A 24,242-nucleotide genomic window follows, 5' to 3' on the forward strand; every position below is an offset into this window, starting at 1 on the left:
CGCCCATTATGGTCCACCGGGCCGTGGAACCTCAGCGCGGCACGAGTACGCCGACCGGTCCGCTGCCCACGCACAGCTGGGAGGCGCCCCCGCCCGGGGAGACGGTCAGGCCCGTCCCCCCGCCCTCGAGGCGGACGTACACCGTCCCCGGCCCGGCCTGGACGGGGGCCGTCACCTCGTCGCCGTCGTCGAGGCGGACCGCGACGTGACCGTCCGCGTCCGCGAGGAGGTGGAGCCGGACCACCCAGTCGCGCCCGATCAGCGGACCGTCCAGGGCTATCCGGGCGCCGTCCGGGCCGACCCGGTGGCCGCACCCGGGCACCGGCCCCTGCGGGATGGTGCGGCCCGGGACCACGTCGGCGGGATGCAGCGCCCCGTGCGCGTCGATCGCCACCGGGTCGCGGGTCCACGCCCCCACCGCCGGGACCCCCGGCACCCCGGCGAGCAGCGCGGACAGCCGGTTGGCGGGCGTCGTCAGGGGCAGCAGCACCTCGAGCGGGACCTCCTTGTCGAGCAGGGGCTCGGACCGCTCGCGCAGTGCGGTCAACAGCGGCTCGGTGTAGTCGCGGGACGGCTGCTCGGACCACACCTGGCGGTACGAGACGGTCGAGACGGCGGAGGAGGCGAGCAGCGCGACCAGGCCGAGCGCGCCCGCCATCGGCAACCAGGTCCCCGCGCGGCCGATCCGCGGTGCGGGGTCCCCCTCGGGCGCGGCGCGCTCCTCGGGCGCGGCGTCCTGCCGGCGCGGTGCGGCGATCGCCAGAGCGGTGGCCGCCGCCAGCACCACCGGCAGTTCGGAGTGGTACCGGAGGGTCTGCACGATCTCCGTCGCGGTGTCCGGCCCCGTGCGCCCCACCGCGACCAGGACCACCGTCACCAGCGGGTACAACGCCGCGGCCGCCCAGATCGCACCGGTGCGCCGCCGGGTGAGGAGGGACCACGCCAGGACCGCCGCGACAGCCAGGGCGCCCACGACCACGGCGAGCGTCGACGGGTCGGCCATCGGGGGCCCCGGGTGCCAGCGCTCCCAGCTCCACGGCCCCCCGCCCAGCGTCGGCACCACCGCCAGCCGGTAGGTGTGGTCCACCAGGTCGACGAATCCGGGCCCCGGGCTCCCGGCGCCGGTGCCGGTGGCGGTGCCGGTGGCGGTGGCGGTGCCGGTGTCGGTGGCGGTGCCGGTGTCGGTGGCGTCCCCGACCCCGGTCCCGGCCGGGAACCCGGCCGACGACCCCCCGCCCAGACGGCCGACGACGACGAGGAACACCACCCCCCACACCACGACGATCGCGGCCAGTGCCGACCAGGCCCAGCGGGTCCGACGCCACAGGGTCCGCAGCTCACCGCGTGTTCCACCGCCCGTCCACCACGACGCCAGCAGCACCACGGCGGCCACCACCGGGATGATGAGGGCCTTCTCCACGAACAGCAGGCCCAGGGCCGTGGCCACGGTCGCGCCCACGGCGTGGCGTCGGCGGCCCGACCGGGCGAGCAGGACCATCGACGCCACCGTCCACGCCATCGCGGCGGCGAGCGGCAGCGCGTTGAGGGCGGCCGCCCACCACGTGGCCGACGGCAGGCCGAGCGGGATCGCGAGCGTGGCCACGAGTGGGACCAGCAGGATCGCCCGGCCCGCCAGCAGGACCCACAGCATCCGGGCGAGGGCGGCACCCGCGACCAGCTGGAGCAGGACGATCTGCACCAGCGGCACGCGGAAGTCCAGCGGCGCGACGTGCGCCGCGACCCAGGTCAGGGCCATCGCGCCGGGCATGAGGTGGCCGTCGTGGTCCGCGAACAGGAACGCGGGGTCCGGCAGCGGGTGCGCGGCTGCCCTGCCGTGGAGGAGGAGATCGTCCCAGTAGAACCAGCCCGCCGCGGCGACCCAGGTGCGCACCGCCGTGGCCGCCACCACCACCAGCGCGCAGGCCGCCAGGACGAGCCGTCCGCGATCCGTCGGCCGGGCCCGCGCGGGAACGTCGGGCGTGCCCGGGGTGCGGTCGTCGGGCGTGCCCGGGGCGGGTCGGCGGCTGGACGTGGCGGGGGGCATCGCGGGCCACGCTAGTCGGCCCGGCGGGAGCGCACGTGCCCTCCCCTGAGTGGCAGGGCGCTCGGGAACGATGGCCGCTACGCCTGCGCCCCCGCAGACCCGCATCGCCGCATCGCCGCATCGCCGCGCAGCCGCTCCCGCGCCTGGCGTCTCGCTCGCGCGGCTGTACGCCCGGGCCACAGCCGCACGTCAACATGGCGTCTCGCCTGCCCCGAAGCGGGTGCGAGACGCCACCCCGGGGAGCGGCTGCGATGCAGGTGTACGGGCGCCACGACCATCATGGGCACAGTCGCGCCCGCGGATGCGTTCGCGCCTGCGACGATGCTCGGCCGCGGGCGGGGATGTCGGAGGCCCTCGATAAGGTGCCCCGCATGAGTTCCGGAACCCTGCGTGCAATCGGTGCCGTCGTCCTCGGGGTGGCGGTGCTGGCCGGGATCGGCTGGTGCGCCGAGCCCGAGGAGGGCGCTCCGGGCACGGTCGGCACTCCCCCGACGTCGGCGGTCGACCCGGAGGGGAACACCTCGCCGTCGTCGCCGGTGGAGCCCCCGCCCGTCGACGCGCAGCCGGCGCCCCCCGCCGAGCCCGCGCCCCCGGTCGACCCCGACGCCGGCGAGCCCGGAGATCCCCTGGTCGCGGCAGCCCGCGGGGCCCTCCCGCAACTCGAGGTCAAGGGCCGGGCACCCAAGACGGGCTACGACCGCGACCTGTTCGGGCAGTCGTGGACCGACGACGTGTCCGTGGAGTTCGGACGCAACGGCTGCGACACTCGCAACGACATCCTCCAGCGCGACCTGCAGGACATCGTCTTCCGGCCCGGCACGCGGGACTGCGTGGTCCTCACCGGCGTCCTGGAGGGGCCGTACACCGGGGAGCGGATTGACTTCGTCCGCGGGCAGGACACGTCATCGGAGGTTCAGATCGACCACGTGGTGGCGATGTCGGACGCGTGGCAGAAGGGCGCACAGCAACTCACCGAGGAGCAGCGGCGTGACTTCGCCAACGACCCGCTCAACCTGTTGGCCGTGGCAGGGTGGGCGAATCAGCAGAAGGGCGACGGCGACACCGCCACCTGGCTGCCGCCCCGTCGCGAGTTCCGGTGCTCGTACGTCTCGCGCCAGGTGCTGGTCAAGGACCGGTACGGCCTGTGGGTGACGCAAGCCGAGCGCGACGCGATGGACCGCGTCCTGGCCGGCTGCTGAACCCGCCGCGGCGCACCGCGACCGGGCAGGGCGCACCGCAGCCGGGCAGGGCGCACCGCGACCGGGCAGGGCGCACCGCGGCCGGGTCAGAAGTCGAAGAAGCCGCCGCCGTCGCCGCCGAACAGGCCGCCGTCGAAGAAGCCCCCGCCGCCGTCTCCCCCGCCGTCGCCGCCGAAGAGGCCGCCGTCGAAGAAGCCGCCGCCGTCTCCTCCTCCGTCCCCACCGTCGCCGCCCATGAGTCCGCCGTCGAAGAACCCCTCGCCGCCGTCGCCGCCGCCCATGTCACTGACGTCGGCGCCGCCCTCGCCGACCCCGGACGCGAAGTCCTCACCGGAGTACCCGATGCCCGACATGCCGGCGAACATCATGTTGAACATCATCATCGAGCCCATCATCCACACGCCCGTGGTGAGGGCCGACGCCCACCAGGGCTCCGAGTACCAGCCGGCCGGGACCGGTCGACCGGCCACGACACCGCCCGGGTAGTAGTGCGGGGTCTCGTCGCTCGGATCGGTCGCGGCCTTCATGGTCCGGCCCTCGACGTCGACCTCGCGGTCCTCCGTCACACGGCCGGCGCGGTCCTGTCCGGGGGTCTTGGGCAGCTCAGGGCCCGGGTCCAGGCCCATCGCCGAGCGCGCGGCGCGTACGTAGTACAGGCCCTCCAGCGCGGTGTCCTTGGCCAGCTGCGCCTGCACCGGGGTGCGGGCGTTCTCCAACTCGGAGACCGCCGCGGTGTAGCGCTCCGACGCGTCGGCCATGGCCTGCTTGGACGCCTCGTCGGTGCCGTCCAGGTTGAACACCTGGCCCCCGAGACGCTCGACCCACCGGGCCGCCTCGGCCCGGTGGTCCGCGAGGTTGTGATTGTGCTGCGCCTCCAGCTGGGTCTGGCCCTTGTTCTGACTGCGGGAGACCACAGCGACGGCCACCGCGATCACTGCGGCGATGAGGAGGAATTCCACGACACGACCTTTCTCGGTACTGGTGTCGAGGGTACCGAGATCGCGGCCCGTGGCGCGCGGTGCGGCGGGGTCAGCGGTCCCGCGAGGGCCCGGGGTGCGCCCGGGTCACGCGGTCGAGCCACGCCGCCGCCGCACCGTCGATCGGGGTGCCCTCGACGACCATCGGCCACGCCCCGTCCATCCCGCCGGCCACGGCCGCGTCGGCGAGCAGGGACTCCCAGAACGTGGCCGAGCCGAACTCCCCGCGCCACTGCAGGGCGGGCAGGGTCAGGCGGTGCAGGGTGTGCTCGTGGGTCGTGCCCATCGCGCCGTGGACCTGGTGGGCGTTGCGGACGGCCACCGCCAGGGCCTGCGAGACCACGCTGCGCGCCACGGCCACCCGGAATCCGGACAGCGGCCCGCCGAGGTCGGTGGTGAGGGCGTCCGCGACGGCCTGGTCGACCGCCGCGCGCGCGAGAACCGTCTCCGCGGCGATGTCGACGACGAGGTTCTGCACCGACTGGAACCGGGACAGTGGCCGGCCGAACTGATTCCGCTGGGTCGTGTGCGCGACGGCCGAGTCGAGCATCCCCTCGGCCGCGCCCACGCACTGCACCGCCCTGGCCAGTGCTCCCCGCAGGACGGCGGCCTCGACAGCGGCGGTGTCGACCGCGGTCCACGTCGTGTCCTCCGGCGGGCTCACGTCGGCCAGCGGGACCGCGGACACCCCGCGGACGGCCTCGACGCCGGTTCGGCCTGTCGGCACCTCGGCGAGCTCGTACCCGCCGGCCCGGCGCCCGCCCACCTCGTCGTCGTCTCCTCCGGCCCGTCGGACGAACAGGACCGTGTCGGTGCCACCCGCCCAGGCCACGCGCCGCGCGAGGCCGTCGGGGCCGATTACCGCGAGGGTCGCCGTCGCCGTGGTGGCGTCCTCGAGCGCGGCGGCGCGACGAAGGGGCCCGACGACGAGGTCGGTCTCGGCGTAGGGGACGGCCACCCCCGCGACCGCGGACAGGCGGAGCAGAGCAGCCGCCTCCGTCCAACCGGCGCCGCTCCCGCCGCCGGCCTCGGGGGCGGTGAGCCGGGCGAGCCCCACCTCGACCAGGCTCTGCCACACCGCAGTCGGGTCGGGTTCCACGTCGGCGCCGTTGTGCACGGCGAGGACGTCGCCCATCATCGTGAGCAGGTCCTCGTCGACACCCGGGTCGGCGGTCGCGGCGTGCTGGTCGGCCTGGTCCGCAGACGCGGCGTGCTGGTCGGTGGCGTCGCTCATCGCATCCCCAGTGCTCGCGCGATCACGCCGCGCAGGATCTCGTTGGTCCCGCCGCGGAGCGTGAAACCGGGGCGTTGGTGGAGTCCCGCCCGCAGCAGGTCCGTCAGTTCGGCCGCAGCCGGGTCGTCACCGGCCGCGAACTCGTCGCCGAGGCCCGCGGAGACCGCATCCACGAGATCGCCCTCGGTGGTGGTGCCCAACAGTTTGACCAGCGCGGCGGCGGTGTCCGCGGGCTCGCCCCGCTGGAGGGACCCGGCGATGTTCTGGCTGAGCGCGTGCAGACCGGCCATCCGGGCCACGGACCGACCGAGGTCGGCGCGCGGGGGCAGTGCCCCCGCGGCGACCGCCCCGATCTCGGCGGCGAACACCCGGAAGGAGGACAGGAACCGCTCGGGACCACTCCTCTCGAAGGCCAACTCCGAGTTGACCTGCTCCCAACCGTGGCCGAGGGTGCCGAAGACCATCGAGTCGGGCACGAACACCTCATCGAGGACGACCTCGTTGAAGTGGTGATCGCCCGAGAGCGACACGATCGGGCGGATGGTGACGCCCTCGCTGCGCAGATCGACGATGAACTGGCTCAGACCCGCGTGGCGGTTCGACGTGTCCAGCGGCTCGGTGCGGCACAGGGCGATGAAGGCCTCGGCGTGCTGCGCCCCGGACGTCCACACCTTGGTCCCGGTGATCGACCAGCCACCGTCGACCCGGACGCCCTTCGTCCGCACGCTCGCGAGATCGGACCCCGAGTCCGGCTCGCTCATCCCGATGCCGAAGCAGCACTCGCCCGCGGCGATCCGCGGCAGGTACTCGCGCTTCTGTTCCTCGGTCCCGTACCGCAGCAGTGACGGCGCGATCTGACGGTCGGCGACCCACTGCGCCGCGACGGGCGCGCCCACGGAAAGCAGTTCCTCGGTCACGACGAAGCGTTCGAGGAAGGTGCGCCCGCGGCCTCCGTACTCGGTGGGGATCGTCATCCCCACCCAGCCGCGCTCGGCCAACCGGCGGGTGAAGTCCTCGTCCCACCTCGTCAGCCACGTGTCGATCCACGGGGTGAGGCGGCCTGCGGCGATCTCGCCGGCGAGAAAGTCCCGCACCTCGGCCCGCAGGGTGGTCATCTCCTCCGACGCCAGGGTGGTCGGTGGGGCGATTCGTGACGACATCGGACCCGCTAGCGACCGGTGTAGGTGCCGGGGCGCTTCTCACCGAACGCGGCGAGAGCCTCGCGGTGATCCTCGGTGTGATGGGCGAGCGCCTGCATCGTCGCCGAGAGCTCGAGCAGCGACTCCAGCGACTGGTGCTGGGATTCGCGCAGGAGGCGCTTGGCCATCCGCACCGCGTGCGGCGGGTTCTTGGCCACCCGGGCCGCCAGCTCGCGGGCGGCGTCCATCAGCCCCTCGTGCTCGACCACCCGGTTGATCAGGCCCCACTCGGCGGCCTGCTCGGCCGTGACCCGGTCCCCGGTCAGGGCCATCTCGGCGGCTCTCGCCGGGCCGATCGCCTTGGTGAGCAGCCAGGCACCCCCGTCGCCGGGGATGATGCCCAGCTGGACGAAGCTCTCCGCGAACCACGCCTTGGTGGACGCGACCCGCAGGTCACACATCACGGCGAGGTCGCACCCCGCTCCCACCGCCGGCCCGTTGACCGCGGCGACCACCGGCACCTCGCAGTGGTACAGCGCGCGCGGGATGCGCTGGATGCCCTGGCGGTACCCGTCGCGGAGCTCGTACGGGCTACCGCCGAACATGCCGGCCCGGTCCACCATGTCCTTGACGTTGCCGCCCGCGGAGAACGCCGATCCCGCCCCGGTGAGCACGACCGCCCGCACATCGTGGTCCGCGTTGACCACCGCCACCCGCTCACAGATCGCGTCGACGATGGCCGGATCCGAGATGGGGTTACGGACGTCGGGCAGGTTGAGCGTCCACGTCTCGATGTGGTCGGCTCGCTCGACGAGCAGGGGCGTTGAGGCCATGAGGCTTCTTCCTGGGTAGCGGGATCGGCGTTGTCGTTCGGACGGTCCAATGTCGGACCATCTCGATCGGTACCCGACTGTATCCAGTGGCCCCGGTCGCCGTCGCCGTTCGCCGACGCCTCCCCTCCGCTCGGCGCCGCGGCCGGGAGACGACGAACCCCCGCCTCTGAGTACCGGAGACGGGGGTTCGTGGAGTTTCTGGTGGAGCCGCGTGTCGGAATCGAACCGACGACCTTTTCATTACGAGTGAAATGCTCTACCGACTGAGCTAACGCGGCGAGCCCTTGTGGGGCGTCGCAACTATATCCGACCGACCCCCGCCGCCGGAAAACGACCCGCCCCCGCCCGGCCGTCAGCCCAGCGCGGCGCGGATCGCGCCCACCATGGCGGACACCGCGAACTTGGGTTTGACGTTGACCTCGATCGCCGCCCGGCACTCCTGGATCGCCTCGATCGCGCGGAGGATCGCCGCGGCCGGGTAATGCCCGCCGAGCCTCGCCGCCTCCTCCGCCTTGTCCGGATGGACCGGGTCGACCTCGCGGGCGCCGAGCGCCGACATGAGAGCATCCCGGTAGAACCCCGCCAGGTCGACCAGCGCGAGGTCCAGTGAGTCGCGGGTGGACCGGGTCCGTCGCGACTTCTGGGCCTTCTCGAGCTCCTTGACCGCGCCCGTCGCGCCCCGCCCGGCCGACGCGGTGCCCTTGCCGGTGCCGCCCGCGCCCAGCGCGGTGCGCAGCTCCTCGACCTCGCGCTCGTCGGATTCACTGTTGCGGGCCAACGCCTCCTGCTCCGCGGCGCTGACGAGCCGGTCCGCGAGAGGGAACGCCCGGCCGGGATTGTGCATGACCATGGGCAGCTGGAGGACGACATCCCGCCGCTCCCGGGTCGCCTCGTCGGTCGCCAGCCACCGGGCACGACCCACGTGGCCCGAGGAGACCGACGCCGCCCACCGGGCCAGATCGGGGTCTATCGGGTCCCCGCCGGCGAGCAGCGCACGCTCGACCGCCGCCGCGTCCGGCTGACGCAGCGCGACGTTCCGCGAGCGCGAACGCAGGGTCACCATGATGTCCATCGGGTCGGTGGTCGGCGAGCACAGAAGGAACACGGTCCGACTGGGCGGCTCCTCCACCACCTTGAGCAGGGCGTTCCCGGACTGCTCGGTGAGTCTGTCCGCCTCCTCGACCACCACGATCTGCCAGCGCCCGGTGCCGGGGCGGCTCGCCGCGCGGTGGATGGTCTCCTTGACGTCCTTGAGCAGGATGTTGACGCCCTGCGGGGCGAGCAGGTGCACGTCCGCGTGGGTGCCGGCCAGCACCGTGTGGCATGCCCGGCACTCCCCGCAGCCCACCACGTCCGGGTCCTCGCACTGCAGGGCGGCGGCGAACGCCATGGCCGCCACGCTGCGGCCGCTACCCGGCGGACCGGTGAACAGCCAGGCGTGGACCATCCGGGCGTCCGAGGCATCCCACCCCTGCCCCGGCACGCGGGCACGAGCGGCCGTGGCGGCAGCCGTCAGCTCCGCCACGACGTCGGCCTGTCCGGCCAACCGATCGAACACCCCGGGCATGGCCCCCACCTTATCCCCGCCCACCGACACACCTGCGTTCCCGGCATCACCGGCGCGAACTAGGCTTGGGCCGATGGAACGATGGGTCAGGTTGTTCAGGTGGCTGTGGGCCACCCCCTGGCCCGTCTATGCCCTGACGATGGTGCAGGCGAACATCATCGGCGCGGTCTTCGTGTTCTCGTTCCTGCGCTTCGTCCTGCCGATGGACCGGTTCCTCGACCTCGACCAGTTCCGCTTCCTCAACCAGTACCTGTTCATCGGCTATCTCGTGTTGGCCTTCGTCGGCGGCGTCATCGCCTCGACGCTGCTCCTCCTGCCCGTGCTGCGGGTCGACCGGTCGGGGGCGGACTTCGACGGCGCCATCCGCCGGCGCACCCTGCGCCTGCCGTTCCACCAGGCGCTCATCTCCGGGGCCATGTGGGTGACCGGGACGCTGCTGTTCGTCGCCGTCAACGTGGGCCACTCCCCCAGGTTGGCGCTCATCGTGGCGGTGACCAGCCTGCTCGGCGGCAGCACCACCTGCCTGATCTCCTACCTCCAGGCCGAGCGCATCATGCGACCCATCACGGTCCGCGCCCTGTCCAGGGGGGTGCCGGAGAGCCGCCATGTCCCCGGCGTGCGTCGCCGCATCTTCCTCGGCTGGTCACTGACCACGGTCATCCCCATCGCGGGCATCCTGCTCATCCTCACCGGACACTGGTTCGGCCTGTTCGGCGACGACCCCGGTCTGATCCTCGTCGCCCTCGCGGTACTGGCGAGCGTCGCCGTGATCGCCGGTGCGATCGGCATGGGGCTGGTCTCGGACTCGATCGCCGACCCGGTGCGCGAGATGCAGGCGGGCGTCAGTCGCGTCAAGCAGGGCGACCTGGAGACCCGCGTGACGATCTATGACAGTTCGGAGATCGGCCAGCTCGCCCAGGGGTTCAACGAGATGGTCACCGGCCTGCAGGAACGTGAGGCCATCCAGGACCTCTTCGGTCGCTACGTGGGCGAGGACGTCGCACGCAATGCGCTCGAGCGGGGCACCGAACTGGGCGGGCAGGAACGCCAGGTCGCGGTGCTGTTCGTCGACCTCACCGGCTCGACGGAGTTCGCGGCGGCCCACGAGCCGGCCGAGGTGGTCTCCGTGCTCAACGACTTCTTCCGGATCGCCGTCGAGTCCGTCGACACCAACGGCGGGTACATCAATAAGTTCCAGGGCGACGCCCTGCTCGCGGTCTTCGGGGCGCCGCTGGAGGTGGACAACGAGGCTGGCCGTGCGCTGCGGGCCGCGCGTGCACTGCAGAGCCGACTCGCCGACCTGGCCCCGCTCACGGCGGGGATCGGCGTCTCCTACGGCACCGTCATCGCCGGACACATCGGCCATGCCAAGCGGTTCGAGTACACGGTCATCGGCGATCCGGTCAACGAGGCCGCCCGCCTCACCACGCTGGCCAAGATGGAGCAGGGACACGTTCTGGCGTCGGCGGCCACGATCCACCGGGCCGACGCACCCGAGGCGGCCCGGTGGGTGCTGGGCCGCAGCGTCGAACTGCGCGGCCGGGGCATCATGACCCAGCTCGCCCGACCCCTGCGCCCCACCCTCGCGGACCGGTGGCAGGCCGGCTCCGTGGCGCTGCGCCCGGCCGACGACCCGGCGCGCTGACCGCGGGCCTCAGCGGCGCGACGCCGCCGTCTTCTTCGCCGGCGACTTGCGGGCCGGAGCCTTCTTCGCGGGCGCCTTCTTCGGCGGCGACTTTGCGCGCCGCTCCGAGAGCAACTCGGAGGCGCGGGCGTCGGTGAGGCTCTCCACGGTGTCGCCCTTGCGCAGGGAGGCGTTGGACTCGCCGTCGGTCACGTACGGGCCGAAGCGACCGTCCTTGACCAACATCTGCTTGCCCGAGACCTCATCGACCCCCATCTCACGCAGCGCCTTGGGGGCGGCGGCCTGCCGGCCCCGACGCTTGGGCTCGGAGTAGATCTTCACCGCGTCCTCGAGCGTCACCGTGAACACCGCGTCCTCGGACTCCAGGGTCCGGGAGTCGGTGCCCTTCTTGAGGTACGGCCCGTAGCGACCGAGCTGGGCGGTGATCTCCTCACCGCTGGTGGGGTCGACGCCCACCACGCGCGGCAGCGACAGGAGCTTGAGCGCGTCCTCCAGCGTCACCGTCGCCGGCTCCATGGACTGCATCAACGACCCGGTCCGGGGCTTCGGCCCGGTGGGACTGTCGGCCTCCTTCTTCGCCCGGCGGGTCACGGCGGCCTTGGCCTTGGTCGCGGCCTTCTTGGCCTCGGCCCTGGCGTCGTCGTCCTTGGCGGCGGCGATCGCGGCGTCGCGCTCGGCGTCGATCCGCTTCTTCTCCGCATCCGCGTCGGCGAGCACCTTCTTGGCCCAGACCGCCTTCTCGGCGTCGGTGGCCTCGGGGAGCTTCTCGGTGACGTAGGGGCCGTAGCGCCCGTCCTTGACGACGATCTCGTGTCCGGTCTCGGGGTCCACGCCCAGCGGGCGGCCGTCCTGAGGGGTCGAGAAGAGCTTCTCGGCCACCTCGAGTGTGAGCTCGTCCGGGCTCATCCCCTCGGGCAGGTTGGCACGCTGGGACTCCTCGGCGCCGTCCTCGCCGGCGACCATGCGCTCGAGATACGGACCGTAGCGACCGACCCGGACGTGCACCGGGCGGCCCTCGGAGTCGTCGAACACCCGGATCGAGTTGATGCTGCGGGCGTCGATCGCCTCGAGGTTGACGTCGACGAGGTTCTTCAACCCCACGGCGTAGTTGGCCTTGTCCTCGTCGCCCGAGCCCTCGGTGGCACCGAAGTAGAAGCGCCGCAGCCAGTCGTCCCGGTTCTCGCGGCCCTCGGCGATCGCGTCGAGTTCGTCCTCCATCAGCGAGGTGAAGTCGTAGTCGACGAGCCGGCCGAAGTTCTGCTCCAACAGTCCGACCACGGCGAACGCGACCCAGCTGGGGACCAGCGCGTTGCCGCGGACGTAGACGTATCCCCGGTCCTGGATGGTGCGGATGATGCTGGCGTAGGTCGACGGGCGGCCGATGCCCATCTCCTCCATCGCCTTGACCAGGCTCGCCTCGGTGTAGCGGGCGGGTGGGCTGGTGGTGTGCCCGTCGGGGACCAGGTCGGTGCCGGTGAGCTGCTGTCCCTCGTCGAGGCGGGGCAGGCGCCGCTCGGCGTCGTCCGCCATCTGCTTCTCCGAGCCCTCGGCCGGGTCATCGGTCGCCTCGACGTAGGCCTTGAGGAAGCCGGGGAACGTGATGGTGCGGCCCGAGGCGGCGAAGGTGGCGCGCTCGTAGCCGGAGGCGTTGTCGCCGGCGTCACCGCTGATGCGGATGCTGACGGTCGTGCCGCGCGCGTCGGCCATCTGGGAGGCGACCGTGCGCTGCCAGATGAGCTCGTAGAGCCGGTATTCCTCGGCGTCGAGGGCACTGTGGAGCTGCCCGGGGGTGGCGAAGGTCTCGCCGGCGGGCCGGATGGCCTCGTGGGCCTCCTGCGAGTTCTTGACCTTCCGGGTGTACTGCCTGGGCGTGGGTGAGACGTAGTCGCTGCCGTACAGCTCCGTGGCCTGTGCGCGGGCGGCCGCGATGCCGCCCTCGGACAGGGTCGTGGAGTCGGTACGCATGTAGGTGATGTAGCCGTTCTCGTACAGTCGCTGCGCGATCCGCATGGTGCGCTCGGACGTGTACCGCAGCTTGCGGCCGGCCTCCTGCTGGAGGGTGGAGGTCATGAACGGCGCGTAGGGCCGCCGTGTGTACGGCTTGGACTCGACGGAGTCGACGACGAAGTCGGCGCCGGTCAGCGCGTCGGCCAGCGCCCGGGCCGCCGGTTCGGCGAGGACGACGGAGTCCTTGGCCGCGCCGGTGGTCTTCAGACGCCCGTCCTGGCCGAAGTCGCGGCCCTGCGCGACCCGGGCGCCGTCGACGGCGGAGAGGCGGGCGGTGAAGCTGCGGGGTTCACCGGCGTCCCCGCCGGCGGATCCCTGCGTGGCCAGGGTCGCGGTGATGTCCCAGTAGTCCGCGGCGACGAACGCCATGCGCTCGCGCTCACGCTCGACGATCACCCGGGTGGCCACCGACTGCACGCGGCCGGCGGACAGTCGCGGCATGACCTTCTTCCACAGCACCGGGGAGACCTCGTAGCCGTAGAGACGGTCGAGGATCCGGCGGGTCTCCTGGGCGTCGACGAGGTCGGTGTCGAGCTCGCGCGTGTTCTCGGCGGCGGCGAGGATGGCGGGCTTGGTGATCTCGTGGAACACCATCCGCTTGACCGGGACCTTGGGTTTGAGGACCTCGAGCAGGTGCCAGGCGATCGCCTCGCCCTCACGGTCGGGGTCTGTCGCCAGCAGGAGCTGGTCCACGCCGGCGAGTTCCTTCTTGAGCTCGGCGACCTTCTTCTTCTTGTCGGCGCTGACGACGTAGATGGGTTCGAAGTCGTCGTCCGGGTTCACCCCGAGCCGCGCCCACGGCTCCTTCTTGTACTTGGCCGGGATGTCGGCCGCGCCCTTGGGCAGGTCGCGGATGTGTCCGACCGACGCCTCGACCACGTAGTCGGACCCCAGGTAGGGCTGGATCTTGCGTGCCTTGGTGGCGGACTCGACGATCACCAGGCTCCGCTTGCCGCCCGATGCTGCCTTCTTGCTCGCCACTGGAGTGCTCCCAACCTGCGCTGATTCCGTCGTCGACGCCCTTCACCGACCACCGGTCCCGGCTACGGTACGCGTGCCGGGGCCCTTCTATAGGAATTCATACCAGGCGGGATGCCCTCCACGAGAACCGTCGAGTCACCCCTCCGGCACCCACGGTGGGCTTCCCGGCGCGGGGCGCGGGGTGTCCAGATACCGCCCGGGTTCCGCCTGACCGGTCTCGAGATACCGCAGGACGATCTCGTCGACCGCCTCGTTGCCGGTGTCGAAATGGCAGTGCACGGTGCCCCGGATCCGGACGAGTGTGCCTCCCGTCGCGTCGGCGGTGGCCGGACCGAACATGCCCGGAGTGTTGGGGTCGTGGTCGGCCTGGAGGATCAGGGGCGGCGCGGCCATCTCGCGTGCCTCGATGCGCGGCGGGACCGCGGAGGGCGGGTAGAGGCAGTATCGGGTCTGCTCGGTCAACGCCCACACGTCCTCGCCGGTGCTACCCGCCGGGTCGCTGCTGCCGATCAGGGCCGGGGCCGCCAGGTTCGTCCGGGGCGGCGCGGTCTCGTTGCAGTTGATGATCTTCAGGTAGGTGGCCTGGTCGGACGTCACCGGGAGCCGGCCGGTGCGCTCCTCGGCCTCCTCCTCGATCCGCTCGTCCAGCTCCTCCGGTGTCTCGACGTCGGGCGCCGTGCCGTGCACCTTCGCCGAGATCGCCCAGGCGATGTCGGGCCAGGCGTCGGGGGACCGGCTGTAGAAGTCGAGGACCCGGAAGTAGCCCACGGCGTCGTCCGGCGTCGAGTCGAACCCGCCGGTGGACGCGACGGCGGCGTTCTCCGCCCGCACCGACCCGGTGTTGAGGGCGTCGAGGGAGCCCGCCGCCAGCGATCCGGTGGGAACCGACCCCGGGGCGTCATCGCCCGGCACGGCGGGGGGCGGAAGGAACCGGCCCGCGGCCGCCCCCTCCGACAGGTCGAGCTCGTGGATCCGCCGGTACACCTTCAGGGCGGTGTCCCCCAACGCGTAGACGTCGTCGTACTCGGCGATCCACGCGAGGACGTAGTCGCGCGCCCGGTGCCGATTCTCCGCCTGCCGCTGGTGGAACTCGTACCACCACGTCTCGGACGGTCCGACCGAGGAGTCCAGCACCATCCGGTCGAGGCTCTGCGGGAACAGGGTCTGGTACATCATCCCGATCGCGGTGCCGTAGGAGTACCCGAGGAAGGAGATGCGCTCCAGGCCCATGCGTTCGCGGACCACCTCGTGGTCGCGCACGACGTTCTCCGTGGTGATGGACCGCACGAACTCCGGGTCGGTGGCCATGCACCGCGCGGCCTGCTCGTTGAGGTCGTCGTCGTCGTCGGGGTCGGAACGGTCCGGGGCCTCCACCTCCGGCCCGGGGAGACACTCGAGCGCGCTCGATCCCGCCAGGCCCCGGGGCTGCACGATCACCAGATCGTGGGTGCGACGGATCTCGTCGACGGCGGAGTCGTCGTCCCTGTCGAGTGCGGTGTACCAGAGGGTGCGGGCGTCGCCTCCCGGCCCGCCGGGGTTGGAGAACAGTGCCCCCTGACGATCGCCCGTGGCGGTGATCCTGCGGACCTCGATCCCCACGGTGCGACCGTCGGGGTCGGCGTGGTCGACGGGGACCGTGACGGAGGCACACAGGACGTCGGGGCGGGGCAGGCGGTGGAGGACGTCGGCCGCCGACTCCGCGGGGCACGGGGTCCAGGTCACGACGTCAACCCCGGTCAGGGTGGAGGTGGGTGCGGGCGTGGCCGGGGCGACGGGTGGTAGTACGACGACGACGAGGGCTGCGGTCGCGGACGCGACCAGGCGTCGTGAGAAGTGGGGCATGATGACGAGTTTTTCATCTCCGCTGCGTTCCGGCGGGTTTTCCTGCGGGGGGACCGCCCGACTGGCAGCAATAGACAGATCGGTCTAGGGTGAGGGAAGAAGCCACGTCGCCGAACTGGAACCTGTTACAGTCCCGGTCACACGGTCGTGGCCGCGGGCTGCGCCGGAATCGGCGTACCGTCGAGGGCTGAACGGGAGCCGCGACAAGCCTCGATTCATCACGACTTTCTGGAGGTCAGCACCGGTGGGCAACTCGTCCAAGACCAAGCTGGACAAGGTGGTCATCCGCATCGCGGGTGACTCGGGCGACGGCATGCAGCTCGCCGGTGACCAGTTCACCTCCGAGGCCGCCGCCTTCGGCAACGACCTGGCGACGCAGCCCAACTACCCCGCCGAGATCCGGGCCCCACAGGGCACGATCCACGGGGTCTCGAGCTTCCAGATCCAGATCGCGGACTACGACATCCTCACCGCCGGTGACCGTCCCGACGTGCTGGTGGCGATGAACCCGGCGGCGCTCAAGGCGAACATCGAGGACCTGCCCTCCGGCGGAATCCTCATCGTCAACTCCGACGAGTTCACCAAGCGCAACCTCACCAAGGTCGGGTACGAGTCCAATCCGCTCGGGTCGCCGGCCTTCGAGGCGTTCCAGGTGCACGAGGTCGCGATGAGCACCCTGACGATCGGTGCCGTCGAGTCGGTCGACCTCGGCAAGAAGGACGCCGAGCGCTGCAAGAACATGTTCGCCCTGGGGCTGCTCACGTGGATGTACGGGCGCACGGTCGACTCGATCGAGAACTTCCTCAAGGACAAGTTCGGCAAGAAGCCGACCATTCTCGAGGCCAACATCCTCGCCCTGCACGCGGGCTGGAACTACGGCGAGACCACCGAGGCCTTCGCCTCGGAGTACGAGATCGCCCCGGCCAAGCTGCCCGAGGGCCGCTACCGTCAGGTCACCGGCAACACGGCGATGGCCTACGGCCTGGTCACCGCGGGCCGGTCCGCCGACATGCCCGTCTTCCTGGGCACCTACCCCATCACCCCGGCCTCGGACATCCTGCACGAGCTGAGCAAGCTCAAGCAGTTCGACGTCACGACCTTCCAGGCCGAGGACGAGATCGCCGGCGTCGCCGCGGCACTGGGCGCCTCCTACGGCGGGACCCTCGGTGTCACGTCCACCTCCGGTCCGGGTCTGGCCCTCAAGTCCGAGGCCATCGGCCTGGCCGTGATGACCGAGCTGCCGCTGGTGGTCATCGACGTCCAGCGTGGCGGCCCCTCGACGGGCCTGCCGACCAAGACCGAGCAGTCCGACCTGTTGCAGGCCCTGTTCGGCCGCAACGGCGAGTCCCCCGTCGCGGTGATCGCCCCGCAGTCCCCCGCGGACTGCTTCGAGATCGCCCGCGAGGCGGCCCGGATCGCGGTCACCTACCGGACCCCGGTCATCGTGCTGTCCGACGGCGCGATCGCCAACGGCTCCGAGCCGTGGCTGCTGCCCGACGTCGCCGCCCTGCCGGCGATCGAGAAGAACCTCGCCACGGCACCCGAGGCCGAGGGCGAGGGCGACGACGGCAAGCCCGCCTCCGAGTACCTCCCCTACGCCCGTGACCCGGAAACCCTGGCGCGCGACTGGGCCATCCCGGGCGAGCCCGGCCTCGAGCACCGCATCGGCGGACTGGAAAAGGCCAACGGCACCGGCAACATCTCCTACACCGCCGACAACCACGACCTCATGACCCGGACCAGGGCCCTAAAGATCGCGCTCATCGACGTGCCCGACCTCGAGGTCGACGACCCGTCCGGTGAGGCCGACGTGCTGGTGGTGGGCTGGGGTTCGTCCTACGGGCCCATCGGCGAGGCCGTACGTCGCGCCCGCGCGAACGGCCACCGCGTGGCCCGTGCCCACGTGCGTCACCTCAACCCGCTGCCGCACAACATCGGTGAGGTGCTCGAGCGGTACCGCCGGATCCTCGTCCCGGAGATGAACCTGGGACAGCTCGCCATGCTGCTCAAGGCCCGCTTCCCCGCCGACATCCAGCCCATCACCAAGGTGCACGGTATGGCGTTCTCGGCCGAGGAGCTGCAGACCGCCATCGAGTCCGAGTTCGCCGGCCGCCTCACCCACACCGAGCACGACAAGTACCGCCTGGCGCTCGACGGGGTCATCACCACCACCGGCGAGCCCGCGGCCCGCAACCGGCGGATCGGGCACACCGCCACCGGCACCACCACCGCCAACCGAACCCGCTGACCTGCGAGCGAGGAGAGGAACCCCATGACCACCACCGAATCCGGCCTCGTCGGCAGCGCACTGCCGCTCGACGCGTTGGCGTCCGTGCCCAAGACGGATGCTCCGCAGAAGCCCAAGGACTACACCTCCGACCAGGAGGTGCGCTGGTGCCCCGGCTGTGGCGACTACGTCATCCTGGCCACCATCCGCGCCCTGTTGCCCAAGCTCGGGCTCAAGCGGGAGAACATCACCTTCATTTCCGGCATCGGCTGCTCGAGCCGTTTCCCGTACTACCTCGAGACGTACGGGATGCACTCGATCCACGGCCGCGCCCCGGCCATCGCGACCGGCCTGGCCACCGCACGCCCCGACCAGTCGGTCTGGGTCGTCACCGGTGACGGCGATGCCATGTCCATCGGCGGCAACCACCTGATCCACACGCTGCGCCGTAACGTGAACCTGAACATCCTCATGTTCAACAACCGGATCTACGGGCTGACCAAGGGCCAGTACTCGCCCACCTCCGAGCCCGGCAAGGTCACCAAGTCCAGCCCGATGGGGTCGCTGGACCACCCGTTCAACACCCTGTCGCTGGCGATCGGCGCCCAGGGCACCTTCATCGCCCGCGCCCTGGATTCGGACCGCAAGGGCCTGACCGAGGTCCTCGACGCGGCCGCACGCCACCGCGGCACGAGCTTCGTGGAGATCCTGCAGGACTGCCCGATCTTCAACGACGGTTCCTTCGACCTGCTCCGCAAGGAGGACGCCGGCGACCACCTGATCCCGGTGCGCCACGGCGAGAAGATCATCTTCGGTGACGACGGCCAGCACTGCGTCGTGCGCCGCGGTTTCTCCCTCGCGGTGGCCGCGACCGCCGACGTGGACGAGGCCGACATCGTCGTCCACGACGCCCACGCCGACGACCCGACCTACGCCCACGCCCTGGCCAACCTGTCCAGCCAGGACCTCGAGTACACGGTCACCGGCATCATCCGGCAGGTCCGCCGCGACACCTACGACGACCTCGCCCGCGGCCAGGTCGCCGCCGCCAAGGAGACCTCACCCACGGACCTGCAGGCGCTGCTCGACGGCAGCAACACCTGGACCGTCGGCTAGGGCCGAAGGCACCACCCGCGCCGCGTCAGCGGCGTCGGAACCAGCCGCCCGGGGGGGCGGTCACCGGCTCAGATGCGCCTGGTGACCGTCCCCGTGATGCGTCCTCGGGCGTCCCACGTGCGCTCGACCACGTCGGCCACGCCGTGCTGGTCGACGCGCACGGCGGTGGTCGACCGGGTGCCGTACCGCCGGCCGATGCGGACGAACCTCGACGACAGCCGCCACTCGTGCGTCAGCGGCACGCCCGTGCGCGGCATCGTCCACGGTGTCGCCGGGCGACGATCGGCCAACACGTCCAGCAGCGCCCCGGACCAGTCCGGGCCTGTCATGACGTCGGTGCCCATGAGCGCTCTGACGTCGTGGACCGCGCCCACCACCTTCGGCCAGGGGGTGTCCAACGAGGCGTTCGACAGCCCGTGGACGCCGGTGCCGAGCGCCACCGGGCCGCGGGTGGAGCGGTTGGACGCCCACCACATCCGGTCGAGGTCGCCGGCCAGGAGGTTGACGCCCCCGTAGCGATCGAGGTCGTCGACGACGTGGTGGGCGAACTCCGCGACGGGCACCGGCCCGGTGAGCGCGTCGATGGGCAGCTCGCCGCGGGAGGCGGCTGCGGGGAGCACGGGTCCGGGCTCGCGCACGTTGGTCACCGCCGAGAACCGTCCGCCCGGGGCCACCGCGAGCCAGGTCCCGCCCGCGGTGACGTCCCGGCCGGCGACGATGCCCTCGGCGCCACCGGCGTCGGCGGTCCACTCGTGCAACGGCTCGGTGGGCCGGCTCAGGACCTCGTCCCGGTTGGCCACCACGATCAGCGGGTAGTGAGGGTGGACCCGACGGGCGACGACCAGCATGCACATACCCCCACGGTACTTCGGGCGGCGTCCGCGCAGCGCAGGGCCGACGTCCGGCGCAGCGCGGGGCCGACGTCCGGCGCAGCGCAGGTCCGACATCCGGCGTGACGGCGCCGGCTGTGAGGTCCGGCTAGCCGGGCCAGTGCTGCGGCGGAACCCCGGCGGGCGCGGGCCCGATGCTCTGCGCCAGACGCGTGCGGGCTCGGGCCGTCCCGAGCCGCAGCAGCGGCCCGCCACCCTTGGAGCCGACGTAGGTGGTCCGGATCCCGACGCGGTCCAGCGCCGCGCGCAGGGCGTCCCGTCGAGGCGCATGGTGCTCCATCGCGGCGTCGATGCCCAACTCGACCGCTCCCCCGTCGGTGACGTGGCCGGCGGTGAGCACCCAGACGCGCAGCGCCCCGGCGGAGGGCGTCCACCCCTCGGGCACCGCGGTGACCGCGCCCCGCCGCCAGCGGCGCACCACCGGTACCAGGGCCGGGGTCCGCGCGGTCGACACCGTGCAGCGGCCGTCCGGGCCCGACTCGCCGTCCGGTCCCGCCTCCGAGCGGACCGGATCGAGCCCCGCCTCCGCCAGGAGGGACTCCAGCGCGTCCGCCCGCCAGGCCGCGTCGAGGACCACCGAGACCTGCGCGAGCTCGCCCGCGAGGGTGGACTGACCCCGGGCGGCCAGTGCGCCCTCCATGTCCGAGGGCTCGGGGACGTGGCCGTCCGCGGCGAAGAACGACAGCTGCGTCACGGACCAGAGCCTACGGTCGACCCCCGACACATCGCGAGGCCCCCACCGCGCGTGCGGTGGGGGCCTCGCCGAGATCGAGCGGAGCGCCTCAGATGGCGCGGACCTCCTGGGCCTGCGGCCCCTTCTGGCCCTCGCCGACCTCGAACTCGACGCGCTGGTTCTCCTCGAGCGACTTGAAGCCCGAGCCCTCGATGGAGGAGTAGTGGACGAAGAGGTCGGCCGAACCGTCCTCAGGGGCGATGAACCCGTAGCCCTTCTCCGCGTTGAACCACTTGACGGTGCCCTGTGCCATTTTTGATGTGTTCCTTTTCCGTACTGCCAGGTGCGACTCGCGGGATGGCCACGCGTGTCGGGCCGGCGCCCCCGACCACGGGGTTCCCGTGGACGATGATGACGACCGGGTCCAGTACATCACGACCGCGGCGCGAGGAGAACAGATCCGGGGCAGGCCGATCCGGCGCACGGGGTGATCAGCCCTCTACGGTCGAGGGGTGACGACCTACGGACGCGAACTCCTCGGCCACCTGCTCGAGCAGCTGCCGGCCGGGGCGTCGCCGCTCACGCACGCCGTCGACCTGCCGGCGCGCGAGGCACGGCACGCCGACTGGCCGGCCTGGGCGCACCCCGGTCTGGTGGACGAGCTGCGTGGCCGCGGGGTCGAGCGCCCGTGGGCTCACCAGGTGGCCACCGCCGAGCACGCACACGCGGGCCGCAACGTGGTGGTCGCGACGGGGACGGCGTCCGGCAAGTCCCTCGGCTACCAGCTGCCCGCACTCAGCGCGCTCGCCGCGGACCGCAACGCCTGCGTGCTCTACCTGGCCCCGACCAAGGCACTCGGGCAGGACCAGCTGTCGTCCGTCATCTCGCTGGTGGACGCCGTGCCCGAGCTCTCCCACGTGGCACCTGCGTCCTACGACGGCGACACCCCGACCGACGCCCGGCCGTGGATCCGGGAGAATTCCCGGTGGATCGTCACCAATCCCGACATGCTCCACCTGTCACTTCTCGGCCGGGCCCGCCAGTGGACACGGATCCTGCGGGGGCTCCGCTTCGTCGTCGTCGACGAGTGTCACTCCTACCGGGGGGTGTTCGGCTCCAACGTCGCCCTCGTCCTGCGCCGGCTCGACCGTCTCGCGCGGGCGCTCGGCGCCGCACCGACCTACATCCTGGCCTCCGCCACCACCTCCGACGCCGGCGTCGCCGCGACCACGCTGGTCGGGCGCGAGTGCGTGGAGGTCACCGAGGACGCCTCCCCGCAGGGCGGACGGACCGTCGCACTGTGGGAACCACCGCTGATGGAGGGCCTGTCCGGGGAGCACGGCGCGCCGGTCCGGCGGCCCGCCCCGGTCGAGGCCTCCACCCTCATGGCCTCCCTCGTCGCGGAGGGCGCGCGGACCCTGACCTTCGTCCGGTCGCGGGCCGGAGCCGAGTCGACCGCGTTGCGGGCCCGCGAGCGGCTCGCCTCCGAACACGGGGAACGCGGCCGCGAGCTGGCCGGACGGATCGCCGCCTACCGCGCCGGCTACCTCGCCGACGACCGCCGCGAACTCGAACGCGACCTCGCCGACGGCGAGTTGGTGGGCGTGGCCTCGACCTCGGCGCTCGAACTGGGCGTGGACATCTCCGGGCTCGACGCCGTGGTCAGCGCCGGCTTCCCGGGCACGATCGCCTCGTTCTGGCAGCAGGCCGGACGCGCCGGACGCCGAGGACAGGGCGCCCTGGTGATGCTGGTCGCGCGCGACGACCCGCTCGACACCTACCTCGTCCACCATCCCGAGGCGCTACTGGGCCGCCCCGTCGAGGCCACCGTCACCGACCCGCGCAACCCCGTCCTGCTGGCCGGGCAACTGAGGTGCGCCGTGAGCGAGCGGCCCATGTCGCACGACGAGGCCCGCGCGTGGGGCGCGACCGACGTGCTGGAACGGCTCGCCGCCGACGGACTGGTGCGGCGCCGACCGGCCGGCTGGTACCCGGCCGCCGACGACCACACCCCGCACGCCGAGGTCGATATCCGCGGCACCGGCGGGGCGGAGGTGGTGATCGTCGACGCCGTGGACGGCCGCATGCTCGGCACGATCGACTCCGTCCGGGCCCGCTCCCAGGTCCACCCGGGAGCGCTGTACCTGCACCAGGGCGAGTCGTTCGTGGTGGACGAGCTGAACCTGGAGGACGGCCTGGCACTGTGCCACCCCGAGGTGCCGGAGTGGACGACCAGCGCACGTGAGCAGGTGTCGATCGACCTCGTCGAGACCCTGGAGTCGGTACCCGCCGGTCCCGTCACCCTCTCGCTGGCCGACGTGGAGGTGACCACCCGCGTGACCGGCTACCAGCGGCGGCTGCGTGGCGGCGAGATCCTCGACGTCACCCCACTGGACCTGCCCGAGACCACACTGGCCACGCGCGCCGTGGTCTACACGCTCACCCCGCAGTTGCTGCGGGTCGCCGGGCTGGAGGAGGCGGACTGGCCGGGGGCGCTGCACGCGGCCGAGCACGCGGCGATCGGGCTGCTGCCGCTGGTCGCGACGTGCGACCGCTGGGACATCGGCGGCGTGTCGACCGCCCTGCACCCGGACACCGCGCTGCCCACGGTGTTCGTCTACGACGGCTACTCCGGCGGGGCGGGCTTCGCCGAACGCGGGTTCCGGCGCGCCACCGCGTGGCTCGGCGCGACGCTGGCCGCGATCCGCTCCTGCGAATGCGAGTCCGGGTGCCCGTCCTGCATCCAGTCCCCCAAGTGCGGCAACGGCAACGACCCGCTGTCCAAGCCGGGCGCGATCGCGCTGCTCACCGAGGTGGTGGGACAGCTGGGCGACGTGGGTGCCGGGGAGCCCGCGCCGGCCGGGCCCGCCGCCGGTCCCCGCTGACCCGTCAGGCCGGCCCCGCCCGGGCCACCGCCGAGCCCGACCGCACGCCGAACACCCCGAGATCCACGCGCACCTCGGCGCGGGCCACGACGTCGTGGCCGTCGACCCGGCAGACCGACAACTCCGCACTGTTGGAGGCCGCGATCCCGGCCGCCGCGGCACACGCGTCCTGCCCCGCGCGCAGGGCGTGCGCGCCGGCCAACGCGGCCAGGTCCGCGGCGGCCCGGGCCGCATGCGCGGCCACCGCGGCCCGTCCCACCAGGAGAACCGCCACCGTCAGTGCCAGAACCGCGGCGACGGCGAAGGCGGTCATGACGGTCATGGCGCCCTCGTCGTCGTCGACCACCCGCCGCCACCCCGGCGAACGGGGCGCGGCCGCACCGGATCGGTCAGGTACGGGGCGCGTCATCCCACCACCCCCGGCTCGGTCCGCGCGACCGCCCGGCCACGGAGCTCGACACCGGGCAGGCCCCGCGCCGGGGCCACGACCACGGCCGTGACGAACGACCCGCCGCCGTCCACCGACACCTCCGCCCCGGGAGCCACCGCCCGTCCGGCCGCGACCCCGTCGCCCGGACCCGCCATCGCCGCCACCCGGGCGGCCTCCCGCGCCGCGTCGACCACCCGGATCTGCGTGAGCGCCGCGCCGGCCCCGGCGGCGGCGACGCCGAACACCGCCACCAGGGAGGCGATGCCGAGGGCCGCCTCCACGGTCACCGACCCCTCGTCGCGGGCCGACGCGGTCCGGAGCCGCCGCAGCACCATCACACCGAGGTGTTGAGGGCCTGTTCGATGATCCCGCTGAGCGCGTCGGGAATCGAGTCGCCGCTGACCACGGTGTAGAGCACTGCGCCGAACGCGGCGGCGGCGATCGTCCCCACGGCGTATTCGACCGTCGACATGCCGGCGTCCGGGGTGGTCACGGCACTGAACCGTCGGGCCAGGGCGGCACGGGCCCGGGCTATCGGCGCGCCGGAGACCGC

At 72.5% G+C, this 24,242-nt stretch carries 19 protein-coding genes and 1 tRNA gene; 5 read left to right on the top strand and 15 right to left on the bottom strand.

Annotated elements, in window-relative coordinates:
* Positions 1-31: 31 nt before the first annotated feature.
* A complete protein-coding gene (locus tag AC3DEV_RS03845) occupies positions 32-2,044 on the bottom strand; it encodes a hypothetical protein (protein WP_488371341.1) in 2,013 nt (670 codons plus the stop codon).
* 371 nt (positions 2,045-2,415) lie between these two features.
* Between AC3DEV_RS03845 and AC3DEV_RS03850 the strand changes: the two genes are divergently transcribed.
* Positions 2,416-3,243: an HNH endonuclease family protein gene (locus tag AC3DEV_RS03850; protein ID WP_488371342.1), complete on the top strand. Its 828-nt coding sequence runs from the start codon at positions 2,416-2,418 to the stop codon at positions 3,241-3,243.
* Positions 3,244-3,329: 86 nt separating this feature from the next.
* Here the strand turns inward: AC3DEV_RS03850 and AC3DEV_RS03855 are convergent, their stop codons facing one another.
* The 6 genes from AC3DEV_RS03855 to AC3DEV_RS03880 form a co-directional block, all read right to left on the bottom strand.
* Entirely contained in the window at positions 3,330-4,202 is an 873-nt protein-coding gene (locus AC3DEV_RS03855) for a DUF1542 domain-containing protein (protein WP_488371343.1), read from the bottom strand.
* A 70-nt stretch (positions 4,203-4,272) separates the two neighbouring features.
* A complete protein-coding gene (locus tag AC3DEV_RS03860) occupies positions 4,273-5,454 on the bottom strand; it encodes an acyl-CoA dehydrogenase family protein (protein ID WP_488371344.1) in 1,182 nt (393 codons plus the stop codon).
* Positions 5,451-6,614: an acyl-CoA dehydrogenase family protein gene (locus AC3DEV_RS03865; protein WP_488371345.1), complete on the bottom strand. Its 1,164-nt coding sequence runs from the start codon at positions 6,612-6,614 to the stop codon at positions 5,451-5,453. The genes AC3DEV_RS03860 and AC3DEV_RS03865 overlap by 4 nt, the downstream gene beginning before the upstream one ends.
* An 8-nt stretch (positions 6,615-6,622) precedes the next feature.
* Positions 6,623-7,426, bottom strand: coding sequence for a crotonase/enoyl-CoA hydratase family protein (locus AC3DEV_RS03870; protein ID WP_488371346.1), 804 nt, complete (start codon positions 7,424-7,426; stop codon positions 6,623-6,625).
* Between the two features lie 202 nt (positions 7,427-7,628).
* Positions 7,629-7,704, bottom strand: a tRNA-Thr gene (locus AC3DEV_RS03875).
* A gap of 74 nt (positions 7,705-7,778) precedes the next feature.
* Positions 7,779-8,993 (bottom strand): DNA polymerase III subunit delta', encoded by a 1,215-nt coding sequence (locus tag AC3DEV_RS03880; RefSeq protein ID WP_154829107.1) that lies wholly within the window; start codon positions 8,991-8,993, stop codon positions 7,779-7,781.
* A 73-nt stretch (positions 8,994-9,066) separates the two neighbouring features.
* Here AC3DEV_RS03880 and AC3DEV_RS03885 point away from each other — a divergent pair, with 73 nt between their 5' ends.
* On the top strand, positions 9,067-10,638 hold the full coding sequence (locus AC3DEV_RS03885) for an adenylate/guanylate cyclase domain-containing protein (RefSeq protein WP_067711467.1): 1,572 nt from the start codon (positions 9,067-9,069) through the stop codon (positions 10,636-10,638).
* Positions 10,639-10,647: 9 nt separating this feature from the next.
* Here the strand turns inward: AC3DEV_RS03885 and topA are convergent, their stop codons facing one another.
* Positions 10,648-13,626: a type I DNA topoisomerase gene (gene topA, locus AC3DEV_RS03890; protein WP_488371347.1), complete on the bottom strand. Its 2,979-nt coding sequence runs from the start codon at positions 13,624-13,626 to the stop codon at positions 10,648-10,650.
* 135 nt (positions 13,627-13,761) lie between these two features.
* On the bottom strand, positions 13,762-15,468 hold the full coding sequence (locus AC3DEV_RS03895; RefSeq protein WP_488371348.1) for an alpha/beta fold hydrolase: 1,707 nt from the start codon (positions 15,466-15,468) through the stop codon (positions 13,762-13,764).
* Positions 15,469-15,712: 244 nt separating this feature from the next.
* Here AC3DEV_RS03895 and AC3DEV_RS03900 point away from each other — a divergent pair, with 244 nt between their 5' ends.
* Positions 15,713-17,716, top strand: a complete 2,004-nt coding sequence (locus AC3DEV_RS03900) for a 2-oxoacid:acceptor oxidoreductase subunit alpha (RefSeq protein ID WP_488371349.1) — start codon at positions 15,713-15,715, stop codon at positions 17,714-17,716.
* A gap of 24 nt (positions 17,717-17,740) precedes the next feature.
* Positions 17,741-18,811, top strand: a complete 1,071-nt coding sequence (locus AC3DEV_RS03905) for a 2-oxoacid:ferredoxin oxidoreductase subunit beta (protein WP_069388588.1) — start codon at positions 17,741-17,743, stop codon at positions 18,809-18,811.
* A 68-nt stretch (positions 18,812-18,879) separates the two neighbouring features.
* Here AC3DEV_RS03905 and AC3DEV_RS03910 read toward each other — a convergent pair whose 3' ends face one another.
* From AC3DEV_RS03910 to AC3DEV_RS03920, 3 genes are all read right to left on the bottom strand, one after another.
* Positions 18,880-19,665, bottom strand: a complete 786-nt coding sequence (locus tag AC3DEV_RS03910) for an NRDE family protein (protein WP_067711449.1) — start codon at positions 19,663-19,665, stop codon at positions 18,880-18,882.
* A 124-nt stretch (positions 19,666-19,789) separates the two neighbouring features.
* A complete protein-coding gene (locus AC3DEV_RS03915) occupies positions 19,790-20,395 on the bottom strand; it encodes a hypothetical protein (protein WP_488371350.1) in 606 nt (201 codons plus the stop codon).
* An 88-nt stretch (positions 20,396-20,483) separates the two neighbouring features.
* A complete protein-coding gene (locus AC3DEV_RS03920; protein WP_067711447.1) occupies positions 20,484-20,687 on the bottom strand; it encodes a cold-shock protein in 204 nt (67 codons plus the stop codon).
* A 199-nt stretch (positions 20,688-20,886) separates the two neighbouring features.
* On the opposite strand from AC3DEV_RS03920, the gene AC3DEV_RS03925 reads away from it, so the two are divergent.
* Positions 20,887-23,259 carry a DEAD/DEAH box helicase gene (locus tag AC3DEV_RS03925; RefSeq protein ID WP_488371351.1) on the top strand — a complete coding sequence of 791 codons (2,373 nt, stop codon included), beginning with the start codon at positions 20,887-20,889 and terminating at the stop codon, positions 23,257-23,259.
* A gap of 4 nt (positions 23,260-23,263) precedes the next feature.
* Here the strand turns inward: AC3DEV_RS03925 and AC3DEV_RS03930 are convergent, their stop codons facing one another.
* From AC3DEV_RS03930 to AC3DEV_RS03940, 3 genes are read right to left on the bottom strand one after another with little or no spacing between them, the layout of a single operon-like run.
* On the bottom strand, positions 23,264-23,668 hold the full coding sequence (locus AC3DEV_RS03930) for an Rv3654c family TadE-like protein (RefSeq protein WP_308203071.1): 405 nt from the start codon (positions 23,666-23,668) through the stop codon (positions 23,264-23,266).
* Positions 23,665-24,024, bottom strand: a complete 360-nt coding sequence (locus AC3DEV_RS03935; protein ID WP_206473847.1) for a TadE family type IV pilus minor pilin — start codon at positions 24,022-24,024, stop codon at positions 23,665-23,667. Before AC3DEV_RS03935 ends, AC3DEV_RS03930 begins: the two co-directional genes overlap by 4 nt.
* Positions 24,024-24,224: a DUF4244 domain-containing protein gene (locus tag AC3DEV_RS03940; protein ID WP_307872396.1), complete on the bottom strand. Its 201-nt coding sequence runs from the start codon at positions 24,222-24,224 to the stop codon at positions 24,024-24,026. Before AC3DEV_RS03940 ends, AC3DEV_RS03935 begins: the two co-directional genes overlap by 1 nt.
* Positions 24,225-24,242 lie beyond the last annotated feature (18 nt).

The sequence above is a fragment of the Dietzia sp. IBK-p2-15D genome (genome assembly GCF_057773105.1).